Here is a 26,141-nt window from a genome sequence, read left to right on the forward strand (position 1 = left end):
TACTCCATCGGGTTCGAGAACTACGGTGAGTTCTAACAGGTGGGTATCAGACAGGTTGGTATCAGACAAGAGTGAGAACTACGTCAGCCAGGGCAGGAGCTTCGCGCTCCAGTACGGAAGCTGAGATCAGGAGTCGCCCATTGTCTTTCCAGATCTGGATACTCAAGTTCTCGCCGGGAAATACGACCCCGGCAAAGCGGGCCCGAAATCCGGCTACCCGACTGCTGTCGCCGTCGAGCATGGTATCCACTGCGGTCTTGCAGACCATTCCGTAAGTACACAGTCCATGCAGGATAGGCGCTGGAAAGCCTGCCGCGGAGGCGAATTGCGGATCCGAGTGCAACGGATTCCGATCACCACACATCCGGTACAGCAAAGCCTGCTGTGGAAGCACAGGCGTCACCACTGTCTCATCTGCTTCGCGATCCGGAAGCGTAATCGACTCCGACGGACCACGTTCACCCCCGAAACCACCCTCGCCGCGGGCGAAAATGGACGAGCGAGCTGTCCACAGCGGGTTGCCCTCGGCGTCGACCGTGACGGATTCCTGCACGATCACCGCGGCCTTGCCCTTGTCCCAGACCTCGGCGATTCGAGTTGTGGTGCGGCCACTTCCACTTGCCGGGATCGGCTGATGGACAGTGACTTCCTGGCTCCCGTGGACTACCTTCGCCAGATCGATTTCGACGCCGGGGAACGACACCTTCGGTGCTTCGGTGGCGTGGAAGTTGGCGGCGACGGTGGCAAAGGTGGGTAGTACCTGAGGCTTTTCGTCGTCGAGGTATCGAAGCTCGTTCGGATCAAGCGGACGAGCACCTGCCCCCAGGGCCAAGTGGTAGTGCTGTACGTCCGACGGGGTCCACGAGAACTCTTGTGGCGCAAGCTCGGCGCCGAGTGCGATCTTCGGATCAATTGGCATGGTCGACCGCCGTCTTTTCAGCTGCAGGTGCTTCGGTTGTCTCGGCCTTCTTCGCACGCTCGACGATGTCGAGTACGGCCAAGTAACCGAAAGTCATTGCGGGACCGATGGTCGCGCCTGGTCCGGCGTAGGTGTGGCCCATGACCGGAGCGCTCGCGTTGCCAGCCGCGTAGAGGCCGTCGATGACGCTTCCGTCTTCGCGTAGTGCTCGGCCGTTGACGTCGGTGCAGATACCACCCTTGGTGCCGAGGTCACCCGGAACCATCTTGATGGCGTAGAACGGAGCCTTGCTGATTTCGGCGAGGCTGGGGTTCTTCAGTCGGGGATCGCCGTAGTACGCGTCGTAACCACTGTCACCGCGTCCGAAGTCCTCGTCCTTGCCGTTGCGCGCGAAGCCGTTGAACCGATCGACGGTTTCGGTCAGCGATGCGACGGGAAGCCCTGTCTTCTCTGCCAATTCGGCGATGGTTCCCGCCTTGACCACGATGCCGGCCTTGAGCCAGCGGCCGGGAAGGGGGAGCGGGGAGTGATACCGGCAAACGTGTAGCGGTTGCGGTAGCGCTGATCGAGAATCATCCACGTCGGGATGTTCTCGCCGGGGCCCTCGCCCTGACCGTACTCACCGCCGTACATCGCATGGGTCGCCTCGACGTACGGAGCAGCCTCGTTGCCGAAGCGCTTGCCCGACATGTTGACCATCATGCAGCCCGGGAGGGTGCGCTCGGAGAGAGCGAACCACGGTCCGCCGGTCAGCGGAATGGACGGGCCCCACCAGGCGTCGTCCATGAAATCGACTGCAGCGCCCACTTCTTGGCCTGCGCGGATACCGTCGCCGGTGTTTGCCTTCGCGCCGACGGTCCATTCGGTGCCGATAGGTGCGCGCTGGTACTTCTCACGCATTTCCTTGTTGTGCTCGAATCCGCCGGATCCCAACACGACTCCGTGGCGAGCGCGGATGACCTGCTCCTCGCCGTCGACGATGACGTTGACGCCGCGAACAGCGCCGTCTTCGGTGTACAGGGAGGTCAGCGGGGTGTTCAGCAGGATGGGTACTCCGGCGGACTGAAGTCCGAGTCGAATACCGGCGACCAGTGCCTGGCCGCGAACCAGTAGATCCTTCTTGGTGGCCTTCGCTGCGAGGAATCGCATGCCGACCTTCATGGCGCGCAGGGGTCCGCGAGGATTGCGCATCAGCAGGTTGAGCCACTTGTAGTCGGCCTGGGTGATGACGAAGTTCTTGGGGCCTTGACGTAGTCGGGCTCGAGGTTCTTGCGGTCGGCGCCCAACTTGTTGCCGTCGAACGGGGTGGGCTCGACACTGCGGCCACCGAGGCGTCCGCCGGGTGCTTCCGGGTAGTAGTCGGAGTAGCCGGGAACCCACTGCAGCTCGAGCGGGCTGTTCTTCAACACGAACGAGAGCATCTCGGGACCGCGCTCGAGATAGGTGTCGATGCGTTCGGGAGCGACAACGTCGCCGATGATGCTGTGCAGGTAGGAACGTGCGGCCTCCGGTGTATCGGTGACACCGTCCGCTTGAAGTGCCTCGTTGTTGGGGATCCAGACCCCACCACCGGAACGGGCGGTCGATCCGCCGTAGTGGGCGGCTTTCTCCACGATGACCACACTCAAGCCCTGGTGGGCTGCGGTCAAGGCCGCTGTCATACCTGCGGCACCACTGCCGACGACGACGATGTCGTATTCCTGCTTGCTCATGTAGAACACGTTATAGAATGATGGGGGTGTCAGTCCATGCTTTCTGCCAGGAAGTATTTCCGGACGTTGTCATTGATAACGAAACACGTTGCAGTGAGATTGAGGATGGTGCGGTGTGACCTGGGATACTTCGGTTGACGTCCTTGTGGTCGGGTTCGGTGTGGCGGGCGCCAGTGCGGCGCTCGAAGCGGTAGCGGCCGGTTCGTCGGTTTTGGCGATCGACCGAGCGCTCGGCGGTGGGGCCAGCACGATTTCCGGAGGAATCTACTACGCCGGCGGCGGCACCGTGATTCAAAAGGAAGCCGGTGTCGAGGACAGTCCCGAAGCCATGCTCGCCTACCTGAACCGCGAGGTCGGTGACGCGGTGACGCTGCAGACTCTGCGCCGGTTCGTCGACGAGAGCCCGGCGTCGATCGACTGGCTGCGCAGTCACGGCGTGCCGTTCGAGGCCTCACTCTGTCCGTACAAGACGTCGTACCCGAGCAACAAGCACTACCTCTACTTCTCGGGTAGCGAATCGGCCGGCGGGTTCCGTGACATCGCAAAACCTGCTCCGCGTGGTCATCGCGCCAAGGGGCGTGGCACGTCGGGAAAGATGCTGTACGGCCCGCTCGCGAAGTCCGCGGAGGCGAAGGGCGTCCAGTTGCTCGGCCAGACGCGAGCGGACCGGCTGATCATCGAGGACGGCCGGGTGATCGGCGTCGAAGCACTGACGCTGCGTGACGCACCTGCCGGAGTTCGTCGCCGTCACGCGACGCTCGGCTCCCTGTCCTCCAAGCCCGGCGTCTACGCGCCGCAGTTGCGCACGATTCTCGACGCACTCATCGCGAAGATCGAGAAGAAGCACGCCAAGCGGATTCGCATCCAGGCGCGCGGCGGCGTGATCCTGAGCGCCGGCGGCTTCGTGTCCAATCGCGAGATGATGCGCACCCATGCCCCCGCCTACAAGGGCGGTATCCCGCTCGGCACGTCCGGGGACGACGGCAAAGGCATCAACCTCGGTATCGAAGCCGGGGGAGCCACCGACAAGCTCGGCAATGTGTCCGCCTGGCGATTCATCGTCCCGCCGAGTGCTTTTCTCGGTTCCATTTTGGTGGGTGAATCCGGTGCGCGAATCGTCGACGAGTCCCGTTACGGTGCCGCTCTCGGTCAGGCGATGGCGGAGAAGAGCAGCGGAATCGGTTGGCTGCTGGCAGATTCCGAACTCGTTCGCGAAGCGAAATCGCAGATAGGTGACCAGTCGATGTGGTTCCAGCGGGTGCAGACCACCGGAATGATGCGTACTGCAGTGCGTGGCAACACCATTGCCGAGGTCGCCCGCAAAGCGGGGATAGACGTCGCCGGCCTTCAAGCCACCGTCGACGCGCACAACTCCGCTGCCGCTGCCGGACAACCTGATCCGATGGGTAAACCGTCGGACTTCGTCAGGCCGATACTGTCTGCGCCGTTCACGATGTACGACGTCTCGATCAAGCCCAACATGATGAATCCGTGCCCGATGCTCACGCTCGGTGGATTGGTGGTCGACGAATCGTCCGGCATGGTGAAAAACGAGGCCGGGGAGGGTATCCCTGGTCTGTACGCCGCCGGCCGTACCGCGGTCGGTATCTGTTCCAACTCGTATGTGAGCGGCTTGTCGCTCGCCGACTGCGTGTTCTCCGGACGACGAGCCGGTCAGCACGCAGCCGCATTCTCTACAGTCGGAAAGGCCTGAACGATGCTCTCGACGCAGATCCGCGGCGAACTTGCCGACCATCTTGATTCGGCGGAACGGGATCGCGCTCCGATCAGCCCGCTGATCGCCACGTATCCGGACATCGACGTCGTCGACGCCTACGAGATCCAGCTCATCAACATCAGGCGTCGTGTTGCCGGTGGCGCAAAGGTAGTCGGACACAAGGTCGGACTCTCGTCACTGGCGATGCAGCAGATGATGGGCGTCGACGAGCCAGATTACGGTCACCTGCTCGCCGAGATGGAAGAGTTCGAGGACCGTCCGGTCGACACGTCGCGCTTCTGCTTCCCCCGCGTCGAGGTGGAGGTCGCCTTCATTCTAGGAGCAGATCTGCCGGGCGCCGGGTGCACCGAACAAGACGTCATCGACGCCACTGTCGCCTATGCGCCGTCCATCGAGTTGATCGACAGCCGGATCAAGGACTGGAAGATCGGCCTCTCGGACACCATCGCGGACAATGCGTCCTCCGCTGGGTTCATTCTCGGCAAGGAACGAGTTCGCCCGTCGGACATCGACATCAAGGCGATCGACGCGGTGCTGACCTGCAACGGCGAGCGGATTGCGGAGGGGCGCAGCGATGCGGTTCTCGGTAACCCGGTCACCGCTGTCGCGTGGTTGGCGCAGAAGGTCGACACGTTCGGAGTTCGGCTCAAGGCCGGCGACATCGTTCTGCCGGGTTCGTGCACGCGAGCGATCGACGCTCATCCAGGCGACAACTTCCGAGCCGAGTTCAGCGGCCTCGGTTCCGTCTCTCTTCAGTTCACGTAGGAGTAGTCATGACCAAGGCAAGTGTGGCGATCGTCGGATCGGGAAACATCAGTACCGATCTGTTGTACAAACTGCAGCGTTCCGAGTTGCTCGAACCGCGATGGATGATCGGAATCGATCCCGAGAGTGAAGGATTGGCGCGCGCCCGCAAGATGGGACTCGAGACCTCCGCCGAGGGCGTCGACTGGTTGCTCAGCCAGGCGGAGAAACCGGACCTGGTCTTCGAGGCGACGTCGGCATACGTGCACCGCGAGGCAGCACCACGCTACGAGGCCGCCGGTATCCGTGCCGTCGACCTGACTCCGGCCGCGGTCGGCCCGGCTGTGGTTCCGCCCGCGAACCTGCGTGAGCACCTGGACGCGCCCAACGTCAACATGATCACCTGCGGTGGGCAGGCAACCATTCCGATCGTCTACGCGGTGTCGCGTGTCGTCGACGTGGCGTACGCCGAGATCGTCGCCTCCGTTGCATCATTGTCCGCCGGCCCGGGAACTCGCGCGAACATCGATGAGTTCACCAAGACCACCAGCCGCGGTATCGAGACCATCGGCGGCGCACAGCGCGGCAAGGCGATCATCATCCTCAACCCCGCGGACCCGCCGATGATCATGCGCGACACAATCTTCTGCGCTATCCCCGAAGACGCCGATCAGGCCGCGATCACCGACTCCATTCACCGCGTCGTCAAGGACATCCAGCAGTACGTGCCCGGCTACCGGTTGCTCAACGAACCGCAGTTCGACAAACCGAGCGTCGTTTCCGGTGGCTATGCAACGGTCACCACGTTCGTCGAGGTCGAAGGCGCAGGCGATTTCCTGCCGCCGTACGCGGGCAACCTCGACATCATGACGGCAGCAGCCACCAAGGTGGGCGAGGAAATCGCCCAGAAGCTTCTGAGTGTGAAGGCATGAGCGACATGATTCATTTCGATTCGAGCTGGGACATCCGCGTCACCGACACATCGCTGCGCGACGGCTCCCACCACAAGCGTCATCAGTTCACCGTCGACGAAGTACGAGCCATCGTCGGTGCCCTCGACGGAGCCGGAGTGCCGGTCATCGAGGTCACTCACGGCGACGGTCTCGGCGGATCCTCCTTCAACTACGGCTTCTCGAAGACTCCCGAGCAGGAACTGATCAAAGCTGCAGTCGAGACGGCGACCAACGCGAAGATCGCCTTCCTGATGCTGCCCGGGTTGGGCATCAAGGACGACATCGTCATCGCACAGGACAACGGTGCGTCCATCTGCCGCATTGCAACTCACTGCACCGAGGCCGACGTATCCATCCAGCACTTCGGCCTCGCGCGTGAGCGTGGACTCGAAACAGTCGGATTCCTCATGATGGCTCACTCGATTCCGCCGGAGAAGCTGGCCAAGCAGGCTCGCATCATGGCCGACGCGGGTTGCCAGTGTGTGTACGTGGTCGACTCGGCCGGCGCGCTGGTACTCGAGCAGGTATCCGATCGCGTCGAGGCGCTGGTTCAGGAACTCGGCAACGACGCTCAGGTCGGCTTCCACGGCCACGAGAACCTGGGCCTGGGCGTCGCCAATTCCATTGCGGCAGTTCGTGCGGGAGCCAAGCAGATCGACGGTAGTACCCGTCGGTTCGGTGCCGGCGCCGGCAACGCCCCGGTCGAGGCCTTCGTCGGTGTTTGCGACAAGATCGGCGTCAAGACCGGTATCGACTTCTTCGCCATCGCCGATGCAGCCGAAGATGTTGTGCGCCCGGCAATGCCGCAGGAATGCCTGCTCGATCGTCAAGCGCTGATGATGGGCTACGCCGGCGTGTACTCGAGCTTCCTCAAGCATGCCGAGCGTCAGGCCGAGCGGTACGGAGTGTCGTCCGCGGAACTGTTGGTGCGCGCAGGTAAGCGCAAGTTGGTCGGCGGACAGGAAGATCAGTTGATCGACATTGCGCTGGAACTCCAGCGCGAAGCAGCGGCTTCCTAGCCCATGGCAGACGTACTGGCCGGAAAAGTGGCCTTGGTAACCGGCGCGTCCTCAGGGTTGGGGCGCGCCGTCACCGAGATTCTCCACCGCAGGGGCGCACAGGTTTTCGGTATCGCCCGCGACAAGGAAAAGCTGCGACAGTCGATGGTCGAGGTGGTTGGCGCGGATGGAGAGCGTCGTTTCGCGGCGACGGACGTCTCGGATTCCGCTCAGTGTGATGCGGCCGTGCAAGCGTGTGTCGACGAACTCGGTGGTATCGACATCCTCGTCAACGTGGCGGGATCGCACTCGCTTCGTCATACGGCGGATATTGCGGATTCCGAATGGGCACATGACCTTGCGGTCAATCTGAACGGACCGTTCTTCCTTTCCCGAGCAGCGCTGCCGCACTTGCTGGAACGGGGCGGCAACATCGTGAACGTCTCCTCGATCGCGGGGCTGGAAGGGCAGGCGTACTCGGCTGGATACTGCGCTGCCAAGCACGGACTCATCGGACTGACCCGAGCGATGGCGATGGAGTTCACCGGAAAGTCTCTGCGTGTCAACGCAATCTGCCCCGGCGGCATGATGACTCCTCAAGTCACCGGATTCACCTTCCCCGACGGAGTCGACTTCGACCTCGTCATGAAGGTTGCCTCGCCGCGTGGCTTGATGGAAGCCGAGGACGTTGCGAAGATGGTGGCTTTCGTTGCCTCCGACGACGCCTCGGCGATACACGGGGCCGTCTACTCGGTGGACAACGGAAAAATGGCATGACCCCGTTGGTCTCGGGACCGATCTTCCAAATCTGCTGGGTGGTCGAGGACATCGAGGCCGCCGAACAGGAGTTCACTCGGCAGTGGGGAGTGGAGCGATGGCTACGTATGCCAGACATCGCCTTTGGTCCCGAGAGCACAACGTATCGAGGTGAGCCCGCGGACTATGTCGTTCACGTGTCGATCGGATATGCGGGCAGCCAACAGCTCGAGTTGATCCAACCAGTGTCCGGACGCAACCTGTACACGGAGTTCCTGGAGACTCACGGCGTCGGAGTTCATCACATGGCTTGGGTTCCAGGCGATTACGAGGCGACGTTGCTCGAGGCCGAGCGTCGCGGAATGTCGGTGGTGCAACAAGGTCGGGTAGAGGGCGCCGGCATGGAGTTCTCCTACCTCGATGCCGGGCCGTTGGGTGGATACGTCGAGTTGATGAAGCTCTCGCCCGAGATTCGGTTGATGTTCGCTTCGCTCATTCCTGATTGACGGCAAACACTTTCGTGAAGTAATCGGAAACGTTCTCCGGGTGACCACGGAATCCGAGGTAACCGTCGGGGCGAATGACCAGCGCCGCCGTACCTTCGACCCCATACGCGGCGCACAGGTGCGAGGCGTTGTCCTCGATGATCGGCACCAGCGAGTCGACGGTCACGGTTCCCGGTGGCACTATCGCGTAGACGTCCAGCAAGCCGTGCGCTGATCGAATTGCGGCGTCGGCGACCTTCTCCAAGCTGTTGATGCTCTCCGCGGATCCGTCCGAAGTCAGCAGTAACGTGTGGTCGACTCCTGACAGCAAGTCGAACAACCGAATTGGATACTGCACACCGTCTCGGCGCATTCCGCGTGCATCGGGTGCACGCTCGCCCGGTTGAACGTGTGGACTCGAAGAATTACGCCCGGTGTTCAGCGGACTCTCCGAGTAGTCGATCAACAATTGAGCCTGGCGCCGCATTGCCGTGTCGATGGAAGACTCTCCCGAACCGATTCCTTCTCGAGCATTTCGGACGGTCATCCCGACGACTTCTTCACCGACCGGCCGTCTTTCGGCATCGTAGGTCTCGAGAAGATCCGCTTTCGCAACACCTTTGACGGCGAGCGCTATCTTCCACGCAAGATTGTGGGCGTCCTGGATCCCGGTGTTCATGCCCTGCGCGCCAGTCGGGGGATGGATGTGCGCGGCGTCGCCGGCGACAAAAACCCGTCCGCGACCGTAAGCGTCGACGATGCGGTGGCTGATGCGGAAGACCGAGGACCATCGCAGCATCGAGGCGGTTGTCGGTTCTGGGGACAGTCTGTCGAGCACAGCCTGGATGTGATGGAGTTCAGGTGTCTTGCCGGTTGAAAAACCGTGTTGTACAGCGGCTTTGTTCGACGATTCGTCCGGCATCAACTCGTCCGGAACGAGCATCGACATGCGGTACCGCTTGTGTCCGGGAAGTGGGATGCAGACGAGTAGGTCGTCGGTGGTTCCGTCGTCGGCGGTGTGGTTGGCGCGGACGGAGTAGCCGCTGGGTATCGACCAGTCGACTTCGACGTCGCCGAGCATGTAGCTCTCGGCAAACGCGCCGCCCTCGAAGCTCAGGCCCAGCCCTTTGCGGACCACGCTGTGCGCGCCGTCGGAACCCACCAGGTACCGGGCTGTCACAGTGCTGCCGTCGCTGAGGGTGCAGGTGACGGCGTCGTCGGACTGTTCGAATGCAGTGAGGCCGACTCCGCGTTCGACGGTTGTTCCCAATTCGGCGAGGCGCTCGGTGAGGATGCGCTCCGTCGAGTACTGAGGCAGGCAGAGAAACCAGTAAGGAACGTCGTCGGGGAGGGTGAGGTCGACGCGGCCGACCTCGACGCCGTTCGTGTACATGATCTGACCGCGCATCAATGTCGAGGCGTCGAGTGCCTGGCGGAGCACCCCCATGTTCTCGAAGAGTTCGAGAGTGCGTGGCTGAATCCCGACGGCTTTCGCGTATTGCCGCGGTTCGTCGAGGGGGTCGACTATTCGACAGGAGATACCGCGTCTGCGCAGCTCGATCGCGGTGGTCAATCCGATCGGGCCGGCGCCCGCTACCAATACGTCGGTATCCATGAGGACCCACTCACGTCGGGGACAGTCGGTCATTTCAGTATGGGTACGCGAACTTTTGTTTTGGGGAAATTCGCGCAGATCGGGCATTTTGGGGCTTTCCGCACGGGTTGCAGACGTTGAGGTCGTGGGAAGATCGCGACGTGAAGGCAGGCGAGTTGCATCATGAGCCGCCGGGGTACCGGTGCCCGTTCTGTCGCTTCGCGCTGGGCGAGTTCGACGAGCACAACTCGTCGACCGACCTGGTTGCTCGAACCGACCACGCAATCGCTCGGATTTCCCCGAAGTGGTGGCCGGGCAACCCCGGCCACGTACTTGTGTCGCCGATCGAGCACTTCGAGAATCTCTACACTTTGCCCACGAGCGTCGGGCACTCGGTTTTCGACCTGGTTCAGGCCGTGGCTGTTGCAATTCGTGAAGCCTACGGCTGCGACGGCGTCTCGACCCGGCAGCACAACGAACCGGCGGGCAACCAGGACGTCTGGCACCACCACGTCCACGTATTTCCGCGATACGAGGACGACCACCTGTATTCCCGGCATGGCGAGGCGGCCTACGTTCCGCCTGAGGCGCGAGCGCCTTTCGGCGCACTTTTGCGCCCTCGATTCCTTGAACGCTGATCTGCCGCCACATCCAAGTGATGTACAAATCTGCGTGTTTGTAAAACTTTTACCTCAAAAATCGTTGACAAAACGCTATCATTTGTCCACTCTCTATACATAGATGTTGTTCGTGTCGCGGATTACCGCGCAGGACGCACTCACTGATCCGAACGAGAACTGGAGAATTCGATGGCGGCGTTGGTGTACACCGAGCCAGATGGTCGGCTCGCAACTTGGAGAGACCGGAAACGCTACTTGTGGCTGCTGGCGCTGATTCCGTCATCGGCAACTTTCATCGCCGTGGGGCTTGTTACCGCCACCGGATGGAATGTCTTCTGGTGGACCGGCCCACTGATCGCGTTTGCTCTCATTCCCGTCATCGACATCCTGGCGGGTGAGGACGGGAAGAATCCGCCCGACGAGGTGATCGACGAACTCGAGAACGACCGCTTCTACCGGTGGTGCACCTACGCCTATCTGCCGCTGCAGTACACGGCCTTCTTCCTGTCCTGCTACATCTGGGCGCGTTGGGATTTGAGCGTTCTCTCCAATATCGGACTCGCAGTGACGATCGGTGTGACGGCCGGAATCGGCATCAACACAGCCCATGAACTCGGGCACAAGAAGGAGAGCGTCGAGCGCTGGTTGTCCAAAATCGTTCTCGCACAGAGTGCTTACGGTCACTTCTACCTCGAGCACAACCGTGGCCACCATGTGCGAGTGTCGACTCCGGAAGATCCGGCGACCTCGCGCTTCGGTGAGACCCTCTACGGTTTCTGGCCGCGCAGCGTCGGCGGGGGATTGAAGTCGGCGTGGCATCTCGAGAAGACCCGCTTCGAGCGTTTGGGCACCACGCACTGGAGCATCAAGAACGACGTGCTCAACGCCTGGCTCATGTCGGTTGTTCTGTTCGGTGTCGCGCTTGCAGTGTTCGGGATCGGCATCGCGCCGTACCTCGTGATCCAGGCGTTCATCGGGTTTTCGCTGCTCGAAGCGATCAACTACCTCGAGCACTACGGACTCCTACGTCAGAAAACCGCAAGCGGACGGTACGAGCGATGCACGCCGGCGCACAGCTGGAACAGTGATCGCATCTGCACCAACGTCTTCCTTTATCACTTGCAGCGGCACAGCGATCATCATGCGAATCCGACACGGCGCTACCAAGCGCTTCGCAGTATGGAAGAGGCCCCTCAGCTCCCGAGCGGCTACGCCAGCATGATCATGCTCGCAACAGTCCCGCCCCTGTGGCGCAAGGTGATGGACCACCGCGTTCTCGAGCACTACCGAGGTGACATCACCCAGGTCAACATCGCGCCGAAGAAGCGGGCCAAGATCCTCGCAGCCTACGGGGTGAACGCATGAACGCCTACATCTGCCCGATCTGCGACTACACGTACACCGAATCGACAGGCGCTGCGCGAGAAGGCTTTCCGCCCGGCACGCCGTGGTCGAGTATTCCGGACGACTGGTGCTGCCCCGACTGCGGCGTCCGCGAGAAGGTCGACTTCACCCTCGTCACGCAATCCTGATCGAAATACCCACCGGTGAAAGGAAAACCGATGTCCGAGACTGCCACTGCTTACAAATTGTTCCGCTGCCTCCAGTGCGGGTTCGAATACGACGAAGCGATCGGCTGGCCCGACGACGGTATCGAGCCGGGTACTCGCTGGGACGAGATTCCCGAAGACTGGTCCTGCCCTGATTGTGGTGCCGCCAAAGTCGATTTCGAAATGGTGGAGGTGGACCGCTGATGACAGCGGTCAGCGAGCCCGACACACGCACCGTCGTGATCGTGGGCACGGGCATCGCCGGTTCCGGTGCCGCGCAGGCCCTGCGCAAGGAAGGGTTCGGCGGCAGCATCATCCTGATCGGAAGCGAACCTGAGGAGCCGTACCGCCGCCCAGCGCTGTCGAAGGAGCTACTGTCCGGGAAAGCGTCGTTCGATCGGGTTCGGTTGCGGCCGTCGACTTTCTGGAACGAGCAGGGTATCGATCTTCGGATCGGCGCAACTGTCACGAGTATCGACACAGATTCCCGCACAGTACTTTTAGCCGACGGTGACAGCATCGACTACGACGTTCTGATTCTTGCCACGGGTGGACGGTCCCGACGGTTGGCCGCGGAAGATTCCGAGCGCGTTCACTATCTTCGGGATATCGCAGACATGCGACGCTTGCAATCCCAGCTGATCGAAGGATCCTCGCTATTGGTGGTCGGCGGTGGCTTGATCGGATCGGAGGTGGCGTCAACGGCACGCGACTTGGGTTGCAGTGTGCAGGTTCTCGAAGCGCAACCGGTGCCCCTGTCCAGGCTGCTTCCACCGTCGATAGCGGAGAAGATCGCCGCGCTGCACGTCTCGGCGGGCGTCGCCTTGCAGACGGGGGTCGACCTCGAGACGCTCACGACGGGTGCCGACGGCGTCACCGCACGTGCGCGTGACGGACGCGAGTGGACAGCGGAGTTGGCCGTCGTCGCAATCGGATCCTTGCCCGATACCGATGTGGCTGCTGCTGCGGGTATTGCGGTGGACAACGGGATTTCGGTAGACCGATACCTCCGGACCTCCGTCGACAATGTGTACGCGATCGGCGATGTGGCCAACGTGCCCAACGGTTTTCTCGGCGGCATGCACCGTGGTGAGCACTGGAACACTGCGCAGGACCACGCAGTTGCAGTTGCCAAGACCATCGTCGGGAAGGAAGAACCCTTCGAATCCGTCCCTTGGAGTTGGTCGAACCAATTCGGCCGCAACATTCAAGTAGCGGGTTGGCCAGGCGCGGACGACACCGTGATTGTTCGAGGAGACTTGGACTCCTATGACTTCACTGCGATCTGCATGCGCGACGGAAATATCGTCGGTGCTGTGAGCGTGGGCCGGCCGAAGGACATTCGTGCCGTCCGAACCCTTATCGAACGCTCCCCGGACATCAGCGCCGACGTACTCGCCGATACAAACAGGGATCTGACCGAACTTGCGGCGGGTCTTGTCGCCTCACCGGTGCTCTGAGTGCACTCGTGACTTCTGTGGCTTGCGTGTCCACCGTTTTGACACCGAGCACGGGCGATGGAAATCTTCCCGATATGTCCACCGCTCGTGCCCGTGTCCCGTACCACGAGGCAGCTCGTCAACTCCTCCGTGCGTCAGCGCTCGACGCCACACGCGAACTCTTGACCGAGAAATCGTGGAACGACATCACGATGGCGCATATCGCGGAAGCTGCGGGTATGAGCCGGCAGACGTTGTACAAGGAGTTCACGTCTCGCCAGGGATTGGCGTCCGGATACCTCATCCGGTTTGTCGACGAGTTTCTCGAAGAAGTGGAACGCGAAGTAACGCTGCATCATTCGGATCCGCGTGGCGCGGTCTCGGCTGCATTTCGTGCCTTCTTCGACGCCGGTGCCCGGGATCCGATGGTGGTCAGCATTGTCGGTCCCCGGCCGCAGCACGACCTGCTGAGCTTGGTCACCACTGACGGGACTCCGCTGCTCGAACATGCGAGCGCGAGGTTGGCCGAGATCTTCATGACCAGTTGGGCGAACGTCGACCGCATCCATGCCGAGATGTTCGGCAGCACGATAGTGCGTCTGGCGATCAGTCACGTGACGTTGTCTTTCGGTACCCCCGATCAGATCGCCGAGAACCTGGGGGAGATGTTCGGGCCGTTCCTCGATCAGGTCATCGGTTCGGGCACAGTCGAACCGAACTGAGCCGACAGGATCGATACGGTTTCCGGGCTAGGACGGAAGTTCGATCGAGCGTGATCGCCGTAGTTCTTTGGTGGGAAATATCGTCGTTATGTGTGAATCCGCGTCTCACTTCTCGGTAGCGTGCCGGGCGTAGATCGAGGTGCGATCCGCAGGGGGTGGCTCTCGTGAATTTCCGTCAACGGTGGAGGAATTCGAAGATGAAGAGCCGCAACAAATCTCGAGTGATGTCGACAGTCGCGCTAGTTGCAACATTTGTCATGGCCGGTGCAGGTGTGGCAATTGCCGACGAATCATCGTCAGGGTCTTCCGGCAGCGGATCGCTCGGTTCCTCCGGTGCGGCAGCGGTTGATCCGTTGACCTTCGACGGTTGGGGCACGTGCCCGATCGAGGATCTCGAGGTGACGACGTGCGCCAGCGTCGTAGTTCGCGGAGGGACCATGAAATTGGGCGCACTTTCGGTGCCGATCCCGGACGGAAGCCTCAAGGTTGCGGGCGGAGTGAAATACGCGACCCAGCCGGACAACAGTTTCATCGAGACGTTCGTCGCCAAGCAGGACGGGTCCAACGGGGTCTATTCCAATCCGATTTCGGTACCGGGAGGTGCTCTCGGGATCGATACTCCGCTGGGACTGACTCAGATCAGCGCGACGGTGGAATCGGTGGGAGTGCCGGATCTGAAGGTTCTCGAGCAGGAACTCACCATGCCTGTTCGATTGAAACTGTCTAATCCCTTGCTCGGTGACGATTGCTACATCGGTTCGGTTTCGAATCCGATCAACCTTCACCTGACCACAACCGGAAACCCTCCGTCGGAACCTATCGGTGAGTTCCCCGGTGCAGTGTTCCCGGCAGTCCCACATTCGGATGCGGTGTTTGCGGCGCCGGGAGCCAGCGGGTGTGGACCGCTGGGTGCGCTCAACTGGGCCGTGAATCTACGCGGGGGAGTGCCGGCGGCCAGCGGAAAGAACTCTCTCACCACGTCGAGCGACGTCTACGCGGTGGCTGCACGAAAGGTGCGACCGCCTGCCTGACGGACGCGCGGGCGCTGGAACGTAAAACGAGGGCCGACCCGTGGGTCGGCCCTCGTTCTACACAATCAGGTCAGCTGACCTCGGGATCACGCACCGTGATGGTGCCGTCCCTAACCGCGTCGGCGATGCTGTCGTGCAGTTTCGGGCATCCGTCTTTCAATGCCGACGACTGCCCGGAAGCAATTGCCTCTTTGAAGGTGTGGCAACGCAGCGCCGGGTCGGAAGTCCACTGAACGCTGGTGTGTTTGTACGTGTTCTTGCGAACCAGTACGCACGCGCCGCATGCCTTGCAGTCGACTTCCTGCAGACCCGAGTCGAGGTATTCGTGCTTGTCCTCGATCGTCTGGGCCGCGATCGCCTCGAGCCGTTCCGTTTGCCCGGCAAAGTCCGGTGCCTTGGCCCAACGAGCCCACCGTGCGTCGGTTCCGATCGAGGCGCTCACGACTAGACCTCTGCTTCCTTCTTTGCCGCTTCTGCTGCAGCTTCCTTCTCGGCCTTCTGGCGTGCGAGGTTTTCCTCGACCTCGGCGTGCCAGGCTTCGTTTGCCTTGGTGGTGTCCACCTCGAACTCGAAGCGCTGCGTCATCTTCTCGGTGACGTCGGCCTTGTCCACGTAGAACTGCTCGTACCAGCGTCGTAGCTGGTAGACGGGGCCGTCTTCTTCGCAGAGAAGGGGATTCTCGATCTTGGTCTTGTTCTTCCAGATCGCGACGTCCTGCAGGAATCCCTCGCTGATGCCCTCGGTGAACTTGCCGGCCAACTTGTCGGCCATCTCGTCGGAGACACCCGTCGGCTTCTTCACCGTCACGCCCCACTGCAGCACGAACGAGTCCGGGCTGATCGGGTAGTGGCAGTTGATCAGAACACTCTCGACCTCGTATCCGCTGTAGCTGTTCCACAGGGGATTGACCATGTACGACGGTCCGTAATACGCAGCTTCGGAGCGAAGCAGCGTGTCGCCGCCGTACTGGGAGGCCATTCCGATGTCGGGACGGCCCGTGGTGTTGAGGTACTGAGTGGCGATCTCACCTTCGAAGACGTTCTTGAAGTACGTCGGGAAGGCGTAGTGGATGTAGTAGAAGTGCGCCATGTCGACCACGTTGTCGATGATCTCGCGGCAGTTGGACCCCTCGATGACCATGGAGTTCCAGGTCCAGTCGGTCCATTCGTCGCTGTACGCGCCCTCGATACGAGGAATCACGATCTCTTCGGGCGGCGGATTGCCCTCGGGGTCGTTCCAGACGAAGAGCTGACCGTTCTGCTCGAGGGTCGTCCACGCGCGGGTGCGTGCGAGCGGAGGCACGCGGCGGGCATAAGGAATGCCGGTGCACTTGCCGTTGCCGCCCCAGCGCCAGTCGTGGAAGGGGCAGGCGATGGAATCGCCCTTGACCTCGCCTTGTGTGAGGTCACCACCCATATGACGGCAGTATCCGTCGAGAACTTTGATGTCGCCCTTGCTGTCGGCGAACACCACGAGCTTCGTACCGAAAGCCTCGATCGCGTGCGGTTTGCCGTCCTTGAAGGTCTTCAGTAGACCCAGGCAGTGCCAACCGCGGGCGAAACGAGTTTGCACCGTTCCGACGTCGATCTCGCGAATCTGCGCCATTGTGACCTCACATCCCTTCTAGCTGTTAGTAGAACACGTTATAGAACTCGATCCGGTTCCGCCAGATTTTGGGGGCACTTGTTACAGCATTGCGGCCACAAACGGGACCTTTGTCAGCGTCTCGACAGAAAAGAGAACGTGTTCTAGTCTCAAGTGTAAGTGAACCAACCGATCGAGGAAGACGGGAGCGTCGAAGTGGGTAACCATGACAGCCACGAGGTGATGCAGAGGCTCGACGCACTACTGCCGGCACTGCGCGAGCGCGCACAGGAGACCGAGGATCTGCGTCGTATCCCCGACGAGTCCATCAAGGCTCTTCAGGAAACAGGTTTCTTCCGCTTGCTGCAGCCGAAGCAGTGGGGCGGATACGAAGCCGATCCGGTGCTGTTCTACTCCGCGGTCAAGAAGATCGCCAGCGCGTGTGGTTCCACAGGGTGGGTCTCCTCGATCATCGGGGTACACAACTGGCACCTCGCCCTCTTCTCTCAGCAGGCACAGGAAGACGTGTGGGGCAACGACACTGACGTTCGCATCTCGTCCTCTTACGCCCCGATGGGTATGGGTGAAGTAGTCGAGGGTGGATACAAAGTCAACGGTGCGTGGGCGTGGTCTTCGGGTTGTGACCACGCCAGCTGGGCCGTTCTCGGTGGTCCGGTGTTCAAGGACGGCCGCGCAGTCGATTTCGTGAGCTACCTGATTCCTCGCGAGGACTACCAGATCGACGACGTGTGGAATGTGGTCGGTCTGCGTGGAACCGGCTCCAATACCGTTGTGGTCAAGGATGTTTTTGTTCCCAAGCATCGCGTTCTGAGCTTCCGGGCGATGAGCGAACTGACCGCCCCGGGCCTCGAGAACAACACCGCGCCGGTCTACAAGATGCCGTGGGGAACCATTCACCCCACGACGATCTCGGCACCGATCGTCGGAATGGCTTACGGAGCTTACGAAGCGCACGTCGAGCACCAGGGCAAGCGTGTGCGCGCTGCGTTCGCCGGCGAGAAGTCGAAGGACGATCCGTTTGCCAAGGTGCGCATCGCCGAGGCGTCCAGCGACATCGACGCCGCGTGGCGTCAGCTCTCCGGCAACGTCGCCGACGAGTACGCGTTGATCCTTGCGGGCGAAGAGGTTCCGATGGAACTGCGGCTGCGCGCTCGACGTGACCAGGTGCGCGCCACGGGCCGCGCGATCGCCTCGATCGACAAGCTCTTCGAGAACTCCGGCGCCACGGCGCTGCAGAACGGCACTCCTATCCAGCGTTTCTGGCGCGATGCTCACGCTGGTCGCGTCCACGCCGCCAACGATCCCGAACGCGCCTACGTCATGTTCGGAACCGGCGAATTCGGTCTGCCGATCACCGACACGATGGTCTAGAGGAGGCTCAGTGACAACCACCGAAGAAGCCCTCACCTACGAGTCCACTTCACGGTTCGCGCAAGTGCGCCCCGATCTGAAACTGCACTTCCACGAGGCGGGCGTCGGAAACGACAAGACCATCGTGCTGCTGCACGGCGGTGGCCCAGGCGCGTCGTCGTGGTCTAACTTCGCCCGCAACATTCCGGTGTTGGCGAAGAGCTTTCACGTCATCGCGGTCGATCAGCCCGGTTACGGGCAGTCCGACAAGCCGACGGAGCATCCGCAGTACTTCGTGCACAGTGCGTCGGCGCTCAATGATCTCCTGGACACGCTCGAGATCACCGGTCGCGTTGATCTGCTGGGCAATTCGCTCGGTGGTGGCGCTGCTGTTCGCTTTGCGCTCGACTACCCGGACCGTGCGGGTCGCCTCGTTCTGATGGGCCCCGGCGGTCTGAGTGTCAACCTGTTTGCGCCGGACCCCACCGAGGGCGTCAAGAACCTCGGAAAGTTCAGCTACCAGCCCACCCGAGAAAACCTCGAAGCATTCCTGCGGATCATGGTCTTCGATCAGAAGCTGATCACGCCGGAACTCGTCGACGAACGTTTTGCTGCCGCCAGCACTCCCGAGTCGCTGGCTGCGGCCAAGGCGATGGGTAAGTCCTTCTCCAGCGGTGACTTCGAGCTCGGCATGCTCTGGCGCGAGGCGTACAAGCTTCGTCAGCGTGTGTTGCTGATCTGGGGCCGTGAGGATCGGGTCAACCCTCTCGACGGCGCACTGGTCGCGCTCAAGATGATCCCGCGCGCGCAGCTCCACGTCTTCGGCGGTTGCGGTCACTGGGCGCAGCTCGAGAAGTTCGACGAATTCAACCGGCTCGCAACCGACTTCCTGCTCGACGGAGGTAAATGATGGGTATTCGATCTCTGGCGTACATGCGCATCGGGGCCACCGACATGGCTGCGTGGCGCGAATACGGACTCAAGATCCTCGGAATGATCGAGGGCAAGGGCGTCGACGCGGAATCGCTGTATCTGCGTATGGACGACTTCCCGGCGCGTCTTGTCATCGTTCCGAACGACACGGACCGTCTGCTCGTCTCGGGTTGGGAAACCGCGAATGCCGCTGAGCTGCAGGATATCCGTGACAGGTTGTCGGCAGCCGGTGTTCCGTTCAAGGAAGGCACGGCGGAGCAGCTCAAGGACCGTCGCGTCGTCGAGATGATCGCGTTCGAGGACACCTCGGGCAACTCCCTCGAGGTGTTCCACGGAGCTGCTCTCGAACACCGCCGGATCGTGAGCCCGTACGGGCACAGGTTCGTGACGGGTGAGCAGGGCCTCGGCCACGTCGTGCTCACCACCGATGACGACGATGCTTCGCTGCGGTTCTACCGCGACGTACTCGGATTCAAGCTTCGCGACTCGATGCGTCTGCCTCCGCAGATGGTCGGCCGGCCCGCGGACGGCGACCCGGCGTGGCTGAGGTTCCTCGGCTGCAACCCGCGTCACCACAGCTTGGCGTTCCTGCCGTTGCCCAACCCGACGGGCATCGTGCACCTGATGCTCGAAGTGGAGAACTCCGACGACGTCGGACTGTGCCTCGACCGGGCACTGCGCAAGAAGGTCAAGATGTCGGCGACTCTCGGTCGCCACGTCAACGACGAGATGCTCTCGTTCTACATGAAGACTCCAGGCGGGTTCGACATCGAATTCGGTTGTGAGGGGCTAGAGGTCGAGGACGAAAACTGGATCGCGAGGGAAAGCACGGCCGTGAGCCTGTGGGGTCACGACTTCACGGTGGGAATGAAGCCGTGAGTTCGCCCGACGCGTCGGTGAGTGCGGAGCAGGCGATCGATCCACGCCAGTTCCGCACGGTTCTCGGGCAATTCTGCACGGGTATCACCATCATCACGACAGTCGACGACGGTGAGCCTGTCGGGTTCGCATGTCAGTCTTTCGCGGCCCTGTCACTCGACCCGCCTTTGGTGTTGTTCTGCCCCACCAAGGGTTCTCGGTCGTGGGCGGCAATCGAGCGGACCGGTAAGTTCGCCGTCAACGTGTTGGCGGAGGAACAGCAGGCGGTGTGTGCTCGTTTCGGGTCACGTGAGCCGGACAAGTTCGCCGGCATCGATTGGACGCCATCGCCTCTGGGCTCGCCGATCATCGACAAGTCCCTTGCACACATCGACTGCACGGTGGAAACCGTCCACGACGGCGGCGATCACTACGTCGTCTTCGGTCGGGTGTCGTCGATGAGTGAGATCAAGACCGAACGCCCGCTGCTCTTCTATCGCGGGCAGTACACGGGCATCGAGCCGGACAAGACTGTTCCGGCTACCTGGCGTGACGATCTGGAAGCGTTCCTGACGACCACGACAGAAGATACCTGGCTGTAGGGGGCAAGCCCCCTGTGCGCCTTTTTGGTAGTGGTAACTACCAAAAAGGCGCACAGGGCCGGAGGCCCTACAGAGAAAAACAGGTATGACAGAAGTCGTCACCGAACGGCGTCAACAGGATGCTACGACGCACTATCTTGTTCGATCGGCCGGCGCGCTTGACCGCCTCGATCACCGATGGCTGCACCTCGACCACCTGGTACCGGTCGGCCTCGACGGGCTCGCGTGAGAACGCCACCAAACCGAGCCGATGCAGGTTGTTCAGGTACGCGCTGATGCGGTCCAGATGTCGACAGCCCGCCAGTTCTCCGATCATCGACAGACCCTCGTCGATCATCTCCGAGCCGACACCGAACGGCCGCGCCGTGCGTACGTCCACGCTCGGTTGCGCACCGGAGGTGGCCAACAACCGAAGAATTCGAGCTTCGTCGGGTGCGATCTCGTCGAGGATCCGGTCGTAGGCCGGGTGCAGATCGTCACGATCGGTCACGTCCGCGGAACGGTCCAGCAACCTGTCGCCACGTGCCCGCAGCGCCGCGAGAGTGGCCTCCACGCTCTGCTTGCGATTGGTACGAGTTGCCATTGCTGCCCGCAGGTTCTCCGTCCGCGAGCCGTCTCCGTTGGTGTTCTCGGCCCGACGTTCGGATTGCACGTTGGCGGATTCTGCAGCCTCTGCCGCGGCTTCGGCGGCGGCCTGAACGATCTGCCGCGTCGCCTCCTTCGCCGTTCCGAAAGCCCAACCCGTCAGCTTGATCGACGTGAGCGTCGTCGTGGCGGTAAGCCCGACAAGGCTACGGATCAGACGCTTTTCGACGGATTCGACCGGCGCGATGTCCGCAGCCCAGTCGTACGATTCCGCTTCGACGATCATGCGATGGTCGTGCTCACTCATGCTCATACTCCGAATATTGCGAGGTGTAGGAAACCGGCAAACGAGCCCAGCACGGCCCCGTGTACGAACAACAGCCACTCGTCCTGCTTGACGGCTGAGCGTAGTAGTTCGCTGAAATCTTCCGGTGAAAGGATGCTCATGCGTTCGGTGACGAAGACACGAATCTTCTCCGACTGGTTCTCGGCGAACTCCGCATCCTCGAAGACCCGGGGGTACAGGTCGAGCACTTCGGTGGTGGCCAGTCCAGGCAGACGCTTGTAGCTCTGCGAACCGACGGTCATCTTGACCACCGACTTTGCCCAGCCGGCTGCGTCGTCGACGGATTCGCGCAGTACCTGATCGAGCATCCGCCGCGTTCGGTCCGAGCGGGGACCTTCGAGGAGTTCGGTGCCGATGTTCTCGAGCGTCACGACGTGATCGGCGAGGGTTTTTGCGTACCCGGCGATGATCTCGGTGCGGCGTTTCAGGAACAGTCCCTGCCGCCACGGCACCCAACGGCTGGGGGTGATCGGTTCGAAGATCATCGTGATTCCGAGGTAGTTCACGATGTACCCGATGATCACGCCACCGATGGGAAGCACCCACCACTGCGGAACCAGATGGAGGATTCCGACGAGCACGAAGCCCATCGGGAACCCGAAGTAGAAGCCGAAGTTCTGCATGAACCTGAGCTCTTTGTTGCCCATCGTGCGGAAGATGTCGTTGAGCAGTTTGGGGTGCGAGGAGAGGTAGCGGATCACCATCAGCTTCGCGTCGATGAACTCGTCGATGTCCTCTTCGATGCGGTCGGTGATCATGCGCACGCTGGCCGGCAGATCGTCCTCCACCTTGCGGAAGACGGCTTCCTTCACCGACGTCGGAAGGTTGTGCCAGAGCTGAGGATTCTCGGCCGTCATGATTCTGGTGACCACGCCGCGCACTTCACTGCGAGAAATGTTCACCAAGTGCTCGGCGATGCTGTCCGGGTCCAGGACGCGATAGAAATCGGCGATGCTGCCGACTTTCGCGAGGGATTTGTCGACGGCGATCGACGCCATCTTCTCCGCCCGCGAGGGGACGATGCCTTGCCAACCGAATCTGCCGTCGCTGGTGATCGCGGGGATCACCTGAACGCGCCGGGGGAGGAACGGGAAGAGCAGTTTGAGGCCGGGCACTTTGATCCCGTGGAAGTTGATCGGCGCAAAAAGCATCAGGACGCCCGACCAATTGGTGATGTACCCGATGATTCCCGTGAACAAAGGAATGGTGATCAACTGTTCGAGCAAGTGGTCCGGCACCGTCGCACATCCTCCTCATATCCGAGAACCTCACGTTCGGACATGATTGCCGAAACTTCGCTCTTCGTGGGTGTTTCGTTGGCTACTGCTGCGCCTTCCCAGTTGCGTCAGCATAGAGGCCCGACAATTCGGGCTGTAGGTGGGTCGGAAGTTGATGTAACCTCACGTACATGGTCAGTATTGCGCACAACACGACGACGCCGGTTCTCTTCCGGCGCATCGTTTAGCAACTGCTGACCGAACCCTTTCAGCCCCGGGAGTTATCGCCCCGGGGCTTTCCTGTTTCGTCGCTCCGTGTGCGTCTCCCCTTGAACGATTTGGAGAGCTCTCATGAGCGTTGACCACCGCGAACTCGGGCGCGACCTGGAGTTTTTCGCCACCACCCCCACCGTCGGGGCCGGCCTCCCACTCTGGTTACCGGACGGCGCGATCATCAGGAACGAACTCGAAAAGCTCGCCGCCGAACAAGCAGCGCGATCCGGATGCCGGGGTGTCTATACCCCCGTTATGGCGAAGAAAGAGTTGTACGAGAGATCTGGGCATTGGTCCAAGTTCTCGGACGACATGTTTCCCGAAATGAAGATAGGCGGAGAGTCATTTCTCCTTCGTCCGGCTAACTGTCCTCATCACGCTCAGGTATTCGCCGCTCGCGGTCGTAGTTATCGCGAGCTACCTTTCCGCGTTCGTGAACTCGGCTCGATGTTCCGTAGCGAACTCTCCGGTGTTCTCAGCGGATTGAGTCGAGTCCGGCAGATCAATCTCGACGACGCACATGTCTTCTGTAGTCGTGAACAAGTGCAAGCGGAAGTGATCGTCGCGCTCGACGCGATCGAGCGCTGCTACTCGACTCTGGGGATTGCCGAACGGAAGTACCGCCTCTCGATCAGAGGGGGAGAGGGGCAGTACCTCGGCACCGACGAGCAGTGGGCGGACGCCGAGGATCACCTTCGCGGGGCGCTGAATGCACGCTCGATCGAGTACGTGGAAGCGAAGGGGGAGGCAGCGTTCTACGGTCCCAAGATCGACGTCCAGGTGCGAGACGCGCACGGCCGCGAGGAAACACTCTCGACCGTGCAACTCGACTTCAATCAACCGGAGCGGTTCGACCTCGAGTACACCGCTGAGGACGGATCCAAGGCTCGCCCCGTCATGATCCATCGGGGCTTGCTCGGGTCGATGGAACGCATGACTGCGCTTTTGATCGAAAGGTTCGAAGGGCGGATGCCGCCGTGGCTGGCACCCAACCAAGTCTCGATTCTGCCCGTCGGCGACCGGCATCAGGTTGAGGCCGAGCGTTTGCGGGCCGATCTCGAGGCTCGCGATGTTCGAGTGGCGATCGCGCCTGACGGATCGTTGGGACGTCGCATCCGCGAGGCACGCACTCACCGTGACCCGTACATCGCGGTGATCGGGGACAACGAGGTGCACGGCGGCACCGTCGACGTTCTGGTCCCCGCGCGTGGTGGGCGGGTGGTCGTCGATGCGAGTGTGTTTGTCGCTCAGGTGGTCTCGGGCATCAAAGAGCGTGCCCTGCTTCCGGCAGACTTCTAGCCGACGGGAAGCTCGTGGAGGGCGCGCACCAGTGGCGCGAGTTCGGGTGTCTTGCATGCCTCGTCGAGCGCCGCCTCGAGGGTGGCGTCGTGCGTCGGCCGTGCGCTTTCGAGAAGCTCGCGGCCGGCCGGCGTCAGTTCGGTGTAGATGCCTCGACGGTCGTCGGCGCACAGGATGCGCGTCAATAGTCCTCGATCTTCGAGTCGATTGACCAAGCGCGTCGTGGCGCTGCTGCTCAGTGCGGCAGCGCGAGCCAACTGAGCCATCCGCATGTGCCAGCCATCCTGGCGGCTCAGTGCGTCGAGCACGGTGTATTCGACGACGGACAGTTTGTGCTCACGCTGGAGCGCGCGTTCCAGTTCGGTGTCGAGAGCGCCGTGCAGTGCTGCGAGCGTGCGCCACCCTTGCGAACGGATTTCGACGGCGTCGTCGGCGATCCCCATGTGATTCTCCTTGTCCGTTTCCTGCGACTCCAGGTTACCAGCTTGCGCATGTAGCGCGCGCGTGCAACTATTTATAGCGCGCCTGCAACTAATGCACACGCCCGCTAACGGCTTACGCGTAAATCTGTGAAAGGAACATCGAGATGCCATTGGGTCTCATTGCCCTCGCTATGGGCGGGTTCGGGATCGGCCTCACCGAATTTGTCATCATGGGCCTCCTGCCCGAGGTCTCGGCTGATTTCGAGGTCACCGAGTCCGTCGCGGGCTACCTGATCTCGGGCTACGCACTGTCGGTGGCGATCGGCGCGATCCTCCTGACCGCTGCCGTCACCCGCTTCGAGCGCAAGAAGGTCCTTCTCTCGCTCATGGTGCTGTTCATCATCGGCAACCTGATGTCCGCGCTCGCTCCCTCCTACGAGGTCATGATGGGCGGACGCATCGTCGCGGCGCTGTGCCACGGTGCGTTCTTCGGAATCGGCTCGGTGGTTGCCGCCGACATGGTCGCGCCCAACAAGCGCGCCGGCGCCATCGCGATGATGTTCGCGGGCCTGACCATCGCCAACGTTCTGGGCGTTCCGTTCGGCACGCTGCTGGGCCAGCAACTCGGATGGCGCTCGACGTTCTGGGCCATCACCGTCATCGGCGTCATCGCACTGATCGGAATTGCAGCACTCGTCCCGACGACGCCCGCCAGCACGACCGGTGGCGGATTGCGCGGAGAGTTGGGGGCATTCCGCAACAAGCAGGTATGGCTCTCGATCATCGTCACCATCCTCGGCTACGGCGGAATGTTCGGAGCCTTCACCTACATCGCCTTCACCCTCACCGAGGTCACCGGCTTCGCGACGTCCAGCGTTCCGTGGCTGCTCATCCTCTTCGGCTCGGGCCTGTTCGTCGGCAACTTCCTCGGCGCCAAGGCGGCCGACCGTTCGCTCACGAAGGCGCTGGTCTGGATTCTCGCGATCCTGACCGTCGTTCTGATCGTGTTCGCCGCCACCGCGGAGAGCAAGGTCATGACTGTGATCTCGCTGTTCTTCATGGGCGCCTTCGGTTTTGCGACGGTTCCCGGTCTGCAGATGCGGATCATGAACTACGCGTCGGCAGCACCGACCATGGCATCGGGTGCCAACATCGCCGCCTTCAACGTCGGCAACGCACTCGGGGCATGGCTGGGCGGAATCACCATCGCCGCGGGACTCGGCTTCACCTCCCCGATCTGGATGGGGGCGGCGGTCACCGTCGCCGGTCTGCTGGTCCTGATCGTCGCGGCGAAGATCGACCGCCCGGCAGCGTCAGAGCAGTCGACGTCGAGCACCTCGCTGCACCCGACCGCCGCCTGAACCTGTCCACTGCGCTCTGACCCCATCGC

At 61.8% G+C, this 26,141-nt stretch carries 28 protein-coding genes and 1 pseudogene; 19 read left to right on the plus strand and 10 right to left on the minus strand.

Annotated features, from left to right (window positions below):
• Positions 1 to 61: 61 nt before the first annotated feature.
• The 4 genes and pseudogenes from EHW12_RS03830 to EHW12_RS35080 all read right to left on the minus strand — a co-directional run bounded on the left by EHW12_RS03830 (position 62) and on the right by EHW12_RS35080 (position 2,631).
• The gene (locus tag EHW12_RS03830; protein WP_003945880.1) at positions 62 to 919 is read right to left on the minus strand and encodes a MaoC/PaaZ C-terminal domain-containing protein; all 858 of its coding nucleotides are present in this window, start codon (positions 917 to 919) and stop codon (positions 62 to 64) included.
• Positions 909 to 1,499 carry an FAD-binding protein gene (locus EHW12_RS36020; protein WP_346774227.1) on the minus strand — a complete coding sequence of 197 codons (591 nt, stop codon included), beginning with the start codon at positions 1,497 to 1,499 and terminating at the stop codon, positions 909 to 911. The genes EHW12_RS03830 and EHW12_RS36020 overlap by 11 nt, the downstream gene beginning before the upstream one ends.
• A gap of 41 nt (positions 1,500 to 1,540) precedes the next feature.
• Positions 1,541 to 2,110: pseudogene (locus EHW12_RS36025) on the minus strand (FAD-binding protein); the annotation flags it as partial.
• Complete coding sequence (locus EHW12_RS35080) at positions 2,110 to 2,631, minus strand: FAD-dependent oxidoreductase (RefSeq protein ID WP_241199092.1); 522 nt, start codon at positions 2,629 to 2,631, stop codon at positions 2,110 to 2,112. The gene EHW12_RS35080 and the pseudogene EHW12_RS36025, both read right to left, overlap by 1 nt.
• Before the next feature lie 115 nt (positions 2,632 to 2,746).
• On the opposite strand from EHW12_RS35080, the gene EHW12_RS03840 reads away from it, so the two are divergent.
• The 6 genes from EHW12_RS03840 to EHW12_RS03865 are packed head-to-tail and all read left to right on the plus strand — an operon-like array spanning position 2,747 to position 8,326.
• The gene (locus tag EHW12_RS03840) at positions 2,747 to 4,345 is read left to right on the plus strand and encodes an FAD-binding protein (protein ID WP_125050306.1); all 1,599 of its coding nucleotides are present in this window, start codon (positions 2,747 to 2,749) and stop codon (positions 4,343 to 4,345) included.
• Between the two features lie 3 nt (positions 4,346 to 4,348).
• On the plus strand, positions 4,349 to 5,134 hold the full coding sequence (locus EHW12_RS03845) for a 2-keto-4-pentenoate hydratase (RefSeq protein WP_003945480.1): 786 nt from the start codon (positions 4,349 to 4,351) through the stop codon (positions 5,132 to 5,134).
• 8 nt (positions 5,135 to 5,142) lie between these two features.
• Positions 5,143 to 6,045 carry an acetaldehyde dehydrogenase (acetylating) gene (locus tag EHW12_RS03850; RefSeq protein ID WP_125050307.1) on the plus strand — a complete coding sequence of 301 codons (903 nt, stop codon included), beginning with the start codon at positions 5,143 to 5,145 and terminating at the stop codon, positions 6,043 to 6,045.
• Positions 6,042 to 7,085, plus strand: a complete 1,044-nt coding sequence (gene dmpG, locus EHW12_RS03855) for a 4-hydroxy-2-oxovalerate aldolase (protein ID WP_007734084.1) — start codon at positions 6,042 to 6,044, stop codon at positions 7,083 to 7,085. The genes EHW12_RS03850 and dmpG overlap by 4 nt, the downstream gene beginning before the upstream one ends.
• 3 nt (positions 7,086 to 7,088) lie before the next feature.
• Positions 7,089 to 7,841, plus strand: a complete 753-nt coding sequence (locus EHW12_RS03860) for an SDR family oxidoreductase (protein WP_019746895.1) — start codon at positions 7,089 to 7,091, stop codon at positions 7,839 to 7,841.
• Entirely contained in the window at positions 7,838 to 8,326 is a 489-nt protein-coding gene (locus EHW12_RS03865; protein WP_125050308.1) for a VOC family protein, read from the plus strand. Before EHW12_RS03860 ends, EHW12_RS03865 begins: the two co-directional genes overlap by 4 nt.
• Here EHW12_RS03865 and EHW12_RS03870 read toward each other — a convergent pair.
• Complete coding sequence (locus EHW12_RS03870) at positions 8,313 to 9,920, minus strand: FAD-dependent monooxygenase (RefSeq protein WP_125052522.1); 1,608 nt, start codon at positions 9,918 to 9,920, stop codon at positions 8,313 to 8,315. The genes EHW12_RS03865 and EHW12_RS03870 overlap by 14 nt on opposite strands.
• Positions 9,921 to 10,060: 140 nt before the next feature.
• On the opposite strand from EHW12_RS03870, the gene EHW12_RS03875 reads away from it, so the two are divergent.
• The 7 genes from EHW12_RS03875 (at position 10,061) to EHW12_RS03905 (ending at position 15,261) form a co-directional block, all read left to right on the plus strand.
• Complete coding sequence (locus tag EHW12_RS03875; RefSeq protein ID WP_007734089.1) at positions 10,061 to 10,537, plus strand: HIT family protein; 477 nt, start codon at positions 10,061 to 10,063, stop codon at positions 10,535 to 10,537.
• Between the two features lie 171 nt (positions 10,538 to 10,708).
• Complete coding sequence (locus tag EHW12_RS03880) at positions 10,709 to 11,884, plus strand: alkane 1-monooxygenase (protein ID WP_003945652.1); 1,176 nt, start codon at positions 10,709 to 10,711, stop codon at positions 11,882 to 11,884.
• Positions 11,881 to 12,051, plus strand: a complete 171-nt coding sequence (locus EHW12_RS03885; protein ID WP_007734092.1) for a rubredoxin — start codon at positions 11,881 to 11,883, stop codon at positions 12,049 to 12,051. The genes EHW12_RS03880 and EHW12_RS03885 overlap by 4 nt, the downstream gene beginning before the upstream one ends.
• A gap of 30 nt (positions 12,052 to 12,081) precedes the next feature.
• Positions 12,082 to 12,273, plus strand: a complete 192-nt coding sequence (locus EHW12_RS03890) for a rubredoxin (RefSeq protein WP_007734094.1) — start codon at positions 12,082 to 12,084, stop codon at positions 12,271 to 12,273.
• Positions 12,273 to 13,529, plus strand: a complete 1,257-nt coding sequence (locus tag EHW12_RS03895; RefSeq protein WP_007734096.1) for an FAD-dependent oxidoreductase — start codon at positions 12,273 to 12,275, stop codon at positions 13,527 to 13,529. The genes EHW12_RS03890 and EHW12_RS03895 overlap by 1 nt, the downstream gene beginning before the upstream one ends.
• A gap of 74 nt (positions 13,530 to 13,603) precedes the next feature.
• A complete protein-coding gene (locus EHW12_RS03900) occupies positions 13,604 to 14,230 on the plus strand; it encodes a TetR/AcrR family transcriptional regulator (RefSeq protein ID WP_007734097.1) in 627 nt (208 codons plus the stop codon).
• A 197-nt stretch (positions 14,231 to 14,427) separates the two neighbouring features.
• Positions 14,428 to 15,261, plus strand: coding sequence for a hypothetical protein (locus tag EHW12_RS03905; RefSeq protein ID WP_003945441.1), 834 nt, complete (start codon positions 14,428 to 14,430; stop codon positions 15,259 to 15,261).
• A gap of 70 nt (positions 15,262 to 15,331) precedes the next feature.
• Here the strand turns inward: EHW12_RS03905 and EHW12_RS03910 are convergent, their stop codons facing one another.
• Together EHW12_RS03910 and EHW12_RS03915 are read right to left on the minus strand one after the other, a co-directional pair.
• Complete coding sequence (locus EHW12_RS03910) at positions 15,332 to 15,703, minus strand: hypothetical protein (RefSeq protein WP_003945499.1); 372 nt, start codon at positions 15,701 to 15,703, stop codon at positions 15,332 to 15,334.
• Between the two features lie 2 nt (positions 15,704 to 15,705).
• Positions 15,706 to 16,866, minus strand: a complete 1,161-nt coding sequence (locus tag EHW12_RS03915; RefSeq protein WP_003945847.1) for a Rieske 2Fe-2S domain-containing protein — start codon at positions 16,864 to 16,866, stop codon at positions 15,706 to 15,708.
• A 195-nt stretch (positions 16,867 to 17,061) separates the two neighbouring features.
• On the opposite strand from EHW12_RS03915, the gene hsaA reads away from it, so the two are divergent.
• Genes hsaA through hsaB form a run of 4 tightly spaced genes read left to right on the plus strand, consistent with a single transcriptional unit; the run spans position 17,062 to position 20,609 of the window.
• Positions 17,062 to 18,237, plus strand: a complete 1,176-nt coding sequence (gene hsaA / locus EHW12_RS03920; RefSeq protein ID WP_039973406.1) for a 3-hydroxy-9,10-secoandrosta-1,3,5(10)-triene-9,17-dione monooxygenase oxygenase subunit — start codon at positions 17,062 to 17,064, stop codon at positions 18,235 to 18,237.
• 10 nt (positions 18,238 to 18,247) lie between these two features.
• On the plus strand, positions 18,248 to 19,126 hold the full coding sequence (hsaD, locus tag EHW12_RS03925; protein ID WP_003945808.1) for a 4,5:9,10-diseco-3-hydroxy-5,9,17-trioxoandrosta-1(10),2-diene-4-oate hydrolase: 879 nt from the start codon (positions 18,248 to 18,250) through the stop codon (positions 19,124 to 19,126).
• On the plus strand, positions 19,126 to 20,028 hold the full coding sequence (gene hsaC, locus EHW12_RS03930) for an iron-dependent extradiol dioxygenase HsaC (RefSeq protein WP_003945585.1): 903 nt from the start codon (positions 19,126 to 19,128) through the stop codon (positions 20,026 to 20,028). The genes hsaD and hsaC overlap by 1 nt, the downstream gene beginning before the upstream one ends.
• Entirely contained in the window at positions 20,025 to 20,609 is a 585-nt protein-coding gene (gene hsaB, locus EHW12_RS03935; protein WP_003945677.1) for a 3-hydroxy-9,10-secoandrosta-1,3,5(10)-triene-9,17-dione monooxygenase reductase subunit, read from the plus strand. The genes hsaC and hsaB overlap by 4 nt, the downstream gene beginning before the upstream one ends.
• 67 nt (positions 20,610 to 20,676) lie before the next feature.
• On the opposite strand, the gene EHW12_RS35085 is transcribed toward hsaB, so the two are convergent.
• Both EHW12_RS35085 and EHW12_RS03945 read right to left on the minus strand, forming a co-directional pair.
• Positions 20,677 to 21,501, minus strand: coding sequence for an Abi-alpha family protein (locus EHW12_RS35085; RefSeq protein WP_007734103.1), 825 nt, complete (start codon positions 21,499 to 21,501; stop codon positions 20,677 to 20,679).
• Positions 21,502 to 21,503: 2 nt separating this feature from the next.
• Positions 21,504 to 22,778 (minus strand): hypothetical protein, encoded by a 1,275-nt coding sequence (locus tag EHW12_RS03945; protein WP_007734105.1) that lies wholly within the window; start codon positions 22,776 to 22,778, stop codon positions 21,504 to 21,506.
• A 330-nt stretch (positions 22,779 to 23,108) separates the two neighbouring features.
• On the opposite strand from EHW12_RS03945, the gene thrS reads away from it, so the two are divergent.
• Positions 23,109 to 24,329 (plus strand): threonine--tRNA ligase, encoded by a 1,221-nt coding sequence (gene thrS, locus EHW12_RS03950; protein WP_054188053.1) that lies wholly within the window; start codon positions 23,109 to 23,111, stop codon positions 24,327 to 24,329.
• Here thrS and EHW12_RS03955 read toward each other — a convergent pair.
• The gene (locus EHW12_RS03955) at positions 24,326 to 24,772 is read right to left on the minus strand and encodes a MarR family transcriptional regulator (protein WP_003945852.1); all 447 of its coding nucleotides are present in this window, start codon (positions 24,770 to 24,772) and stop codon (positions 24,326 to 24,328) included. The two genes, thrS and EHW12_RS03955, sit on opposite strands and share 4 nt — an antisense overlap.
• A gap of 143 nt (positions 24,773 to 24,915) precedes the next feature.
• Between EHW12_RS03955 and EHW12_RS03960 the strand changes: the two genes are divergently transcribed.
• The gene (locus EHW12_RS03960) at positions 24,916 to 26,112 is read left to right on the plus strand and encodes an MFS transporter (protein WP_125050309.1); all 1,197 of its coding nucleotides are present in this window, start codon (positions 24,916 to 24,918) and stop codon (positions 26,110 to 26,112) included.
• The last annotated feature ends 29 nt before the right edge of the window (positions 26,113 to 26,141 follow it).

This window comes from Rhodococcus sp. NJ-530, assembly GCF_003860625.1.
GTDB lineage: Bacteria > Actinomycetota > Actinomycetes > Mycobacteriales > Mycobacteriaceae > Rhodococcus_F > Rhodococcus_F qingshengii.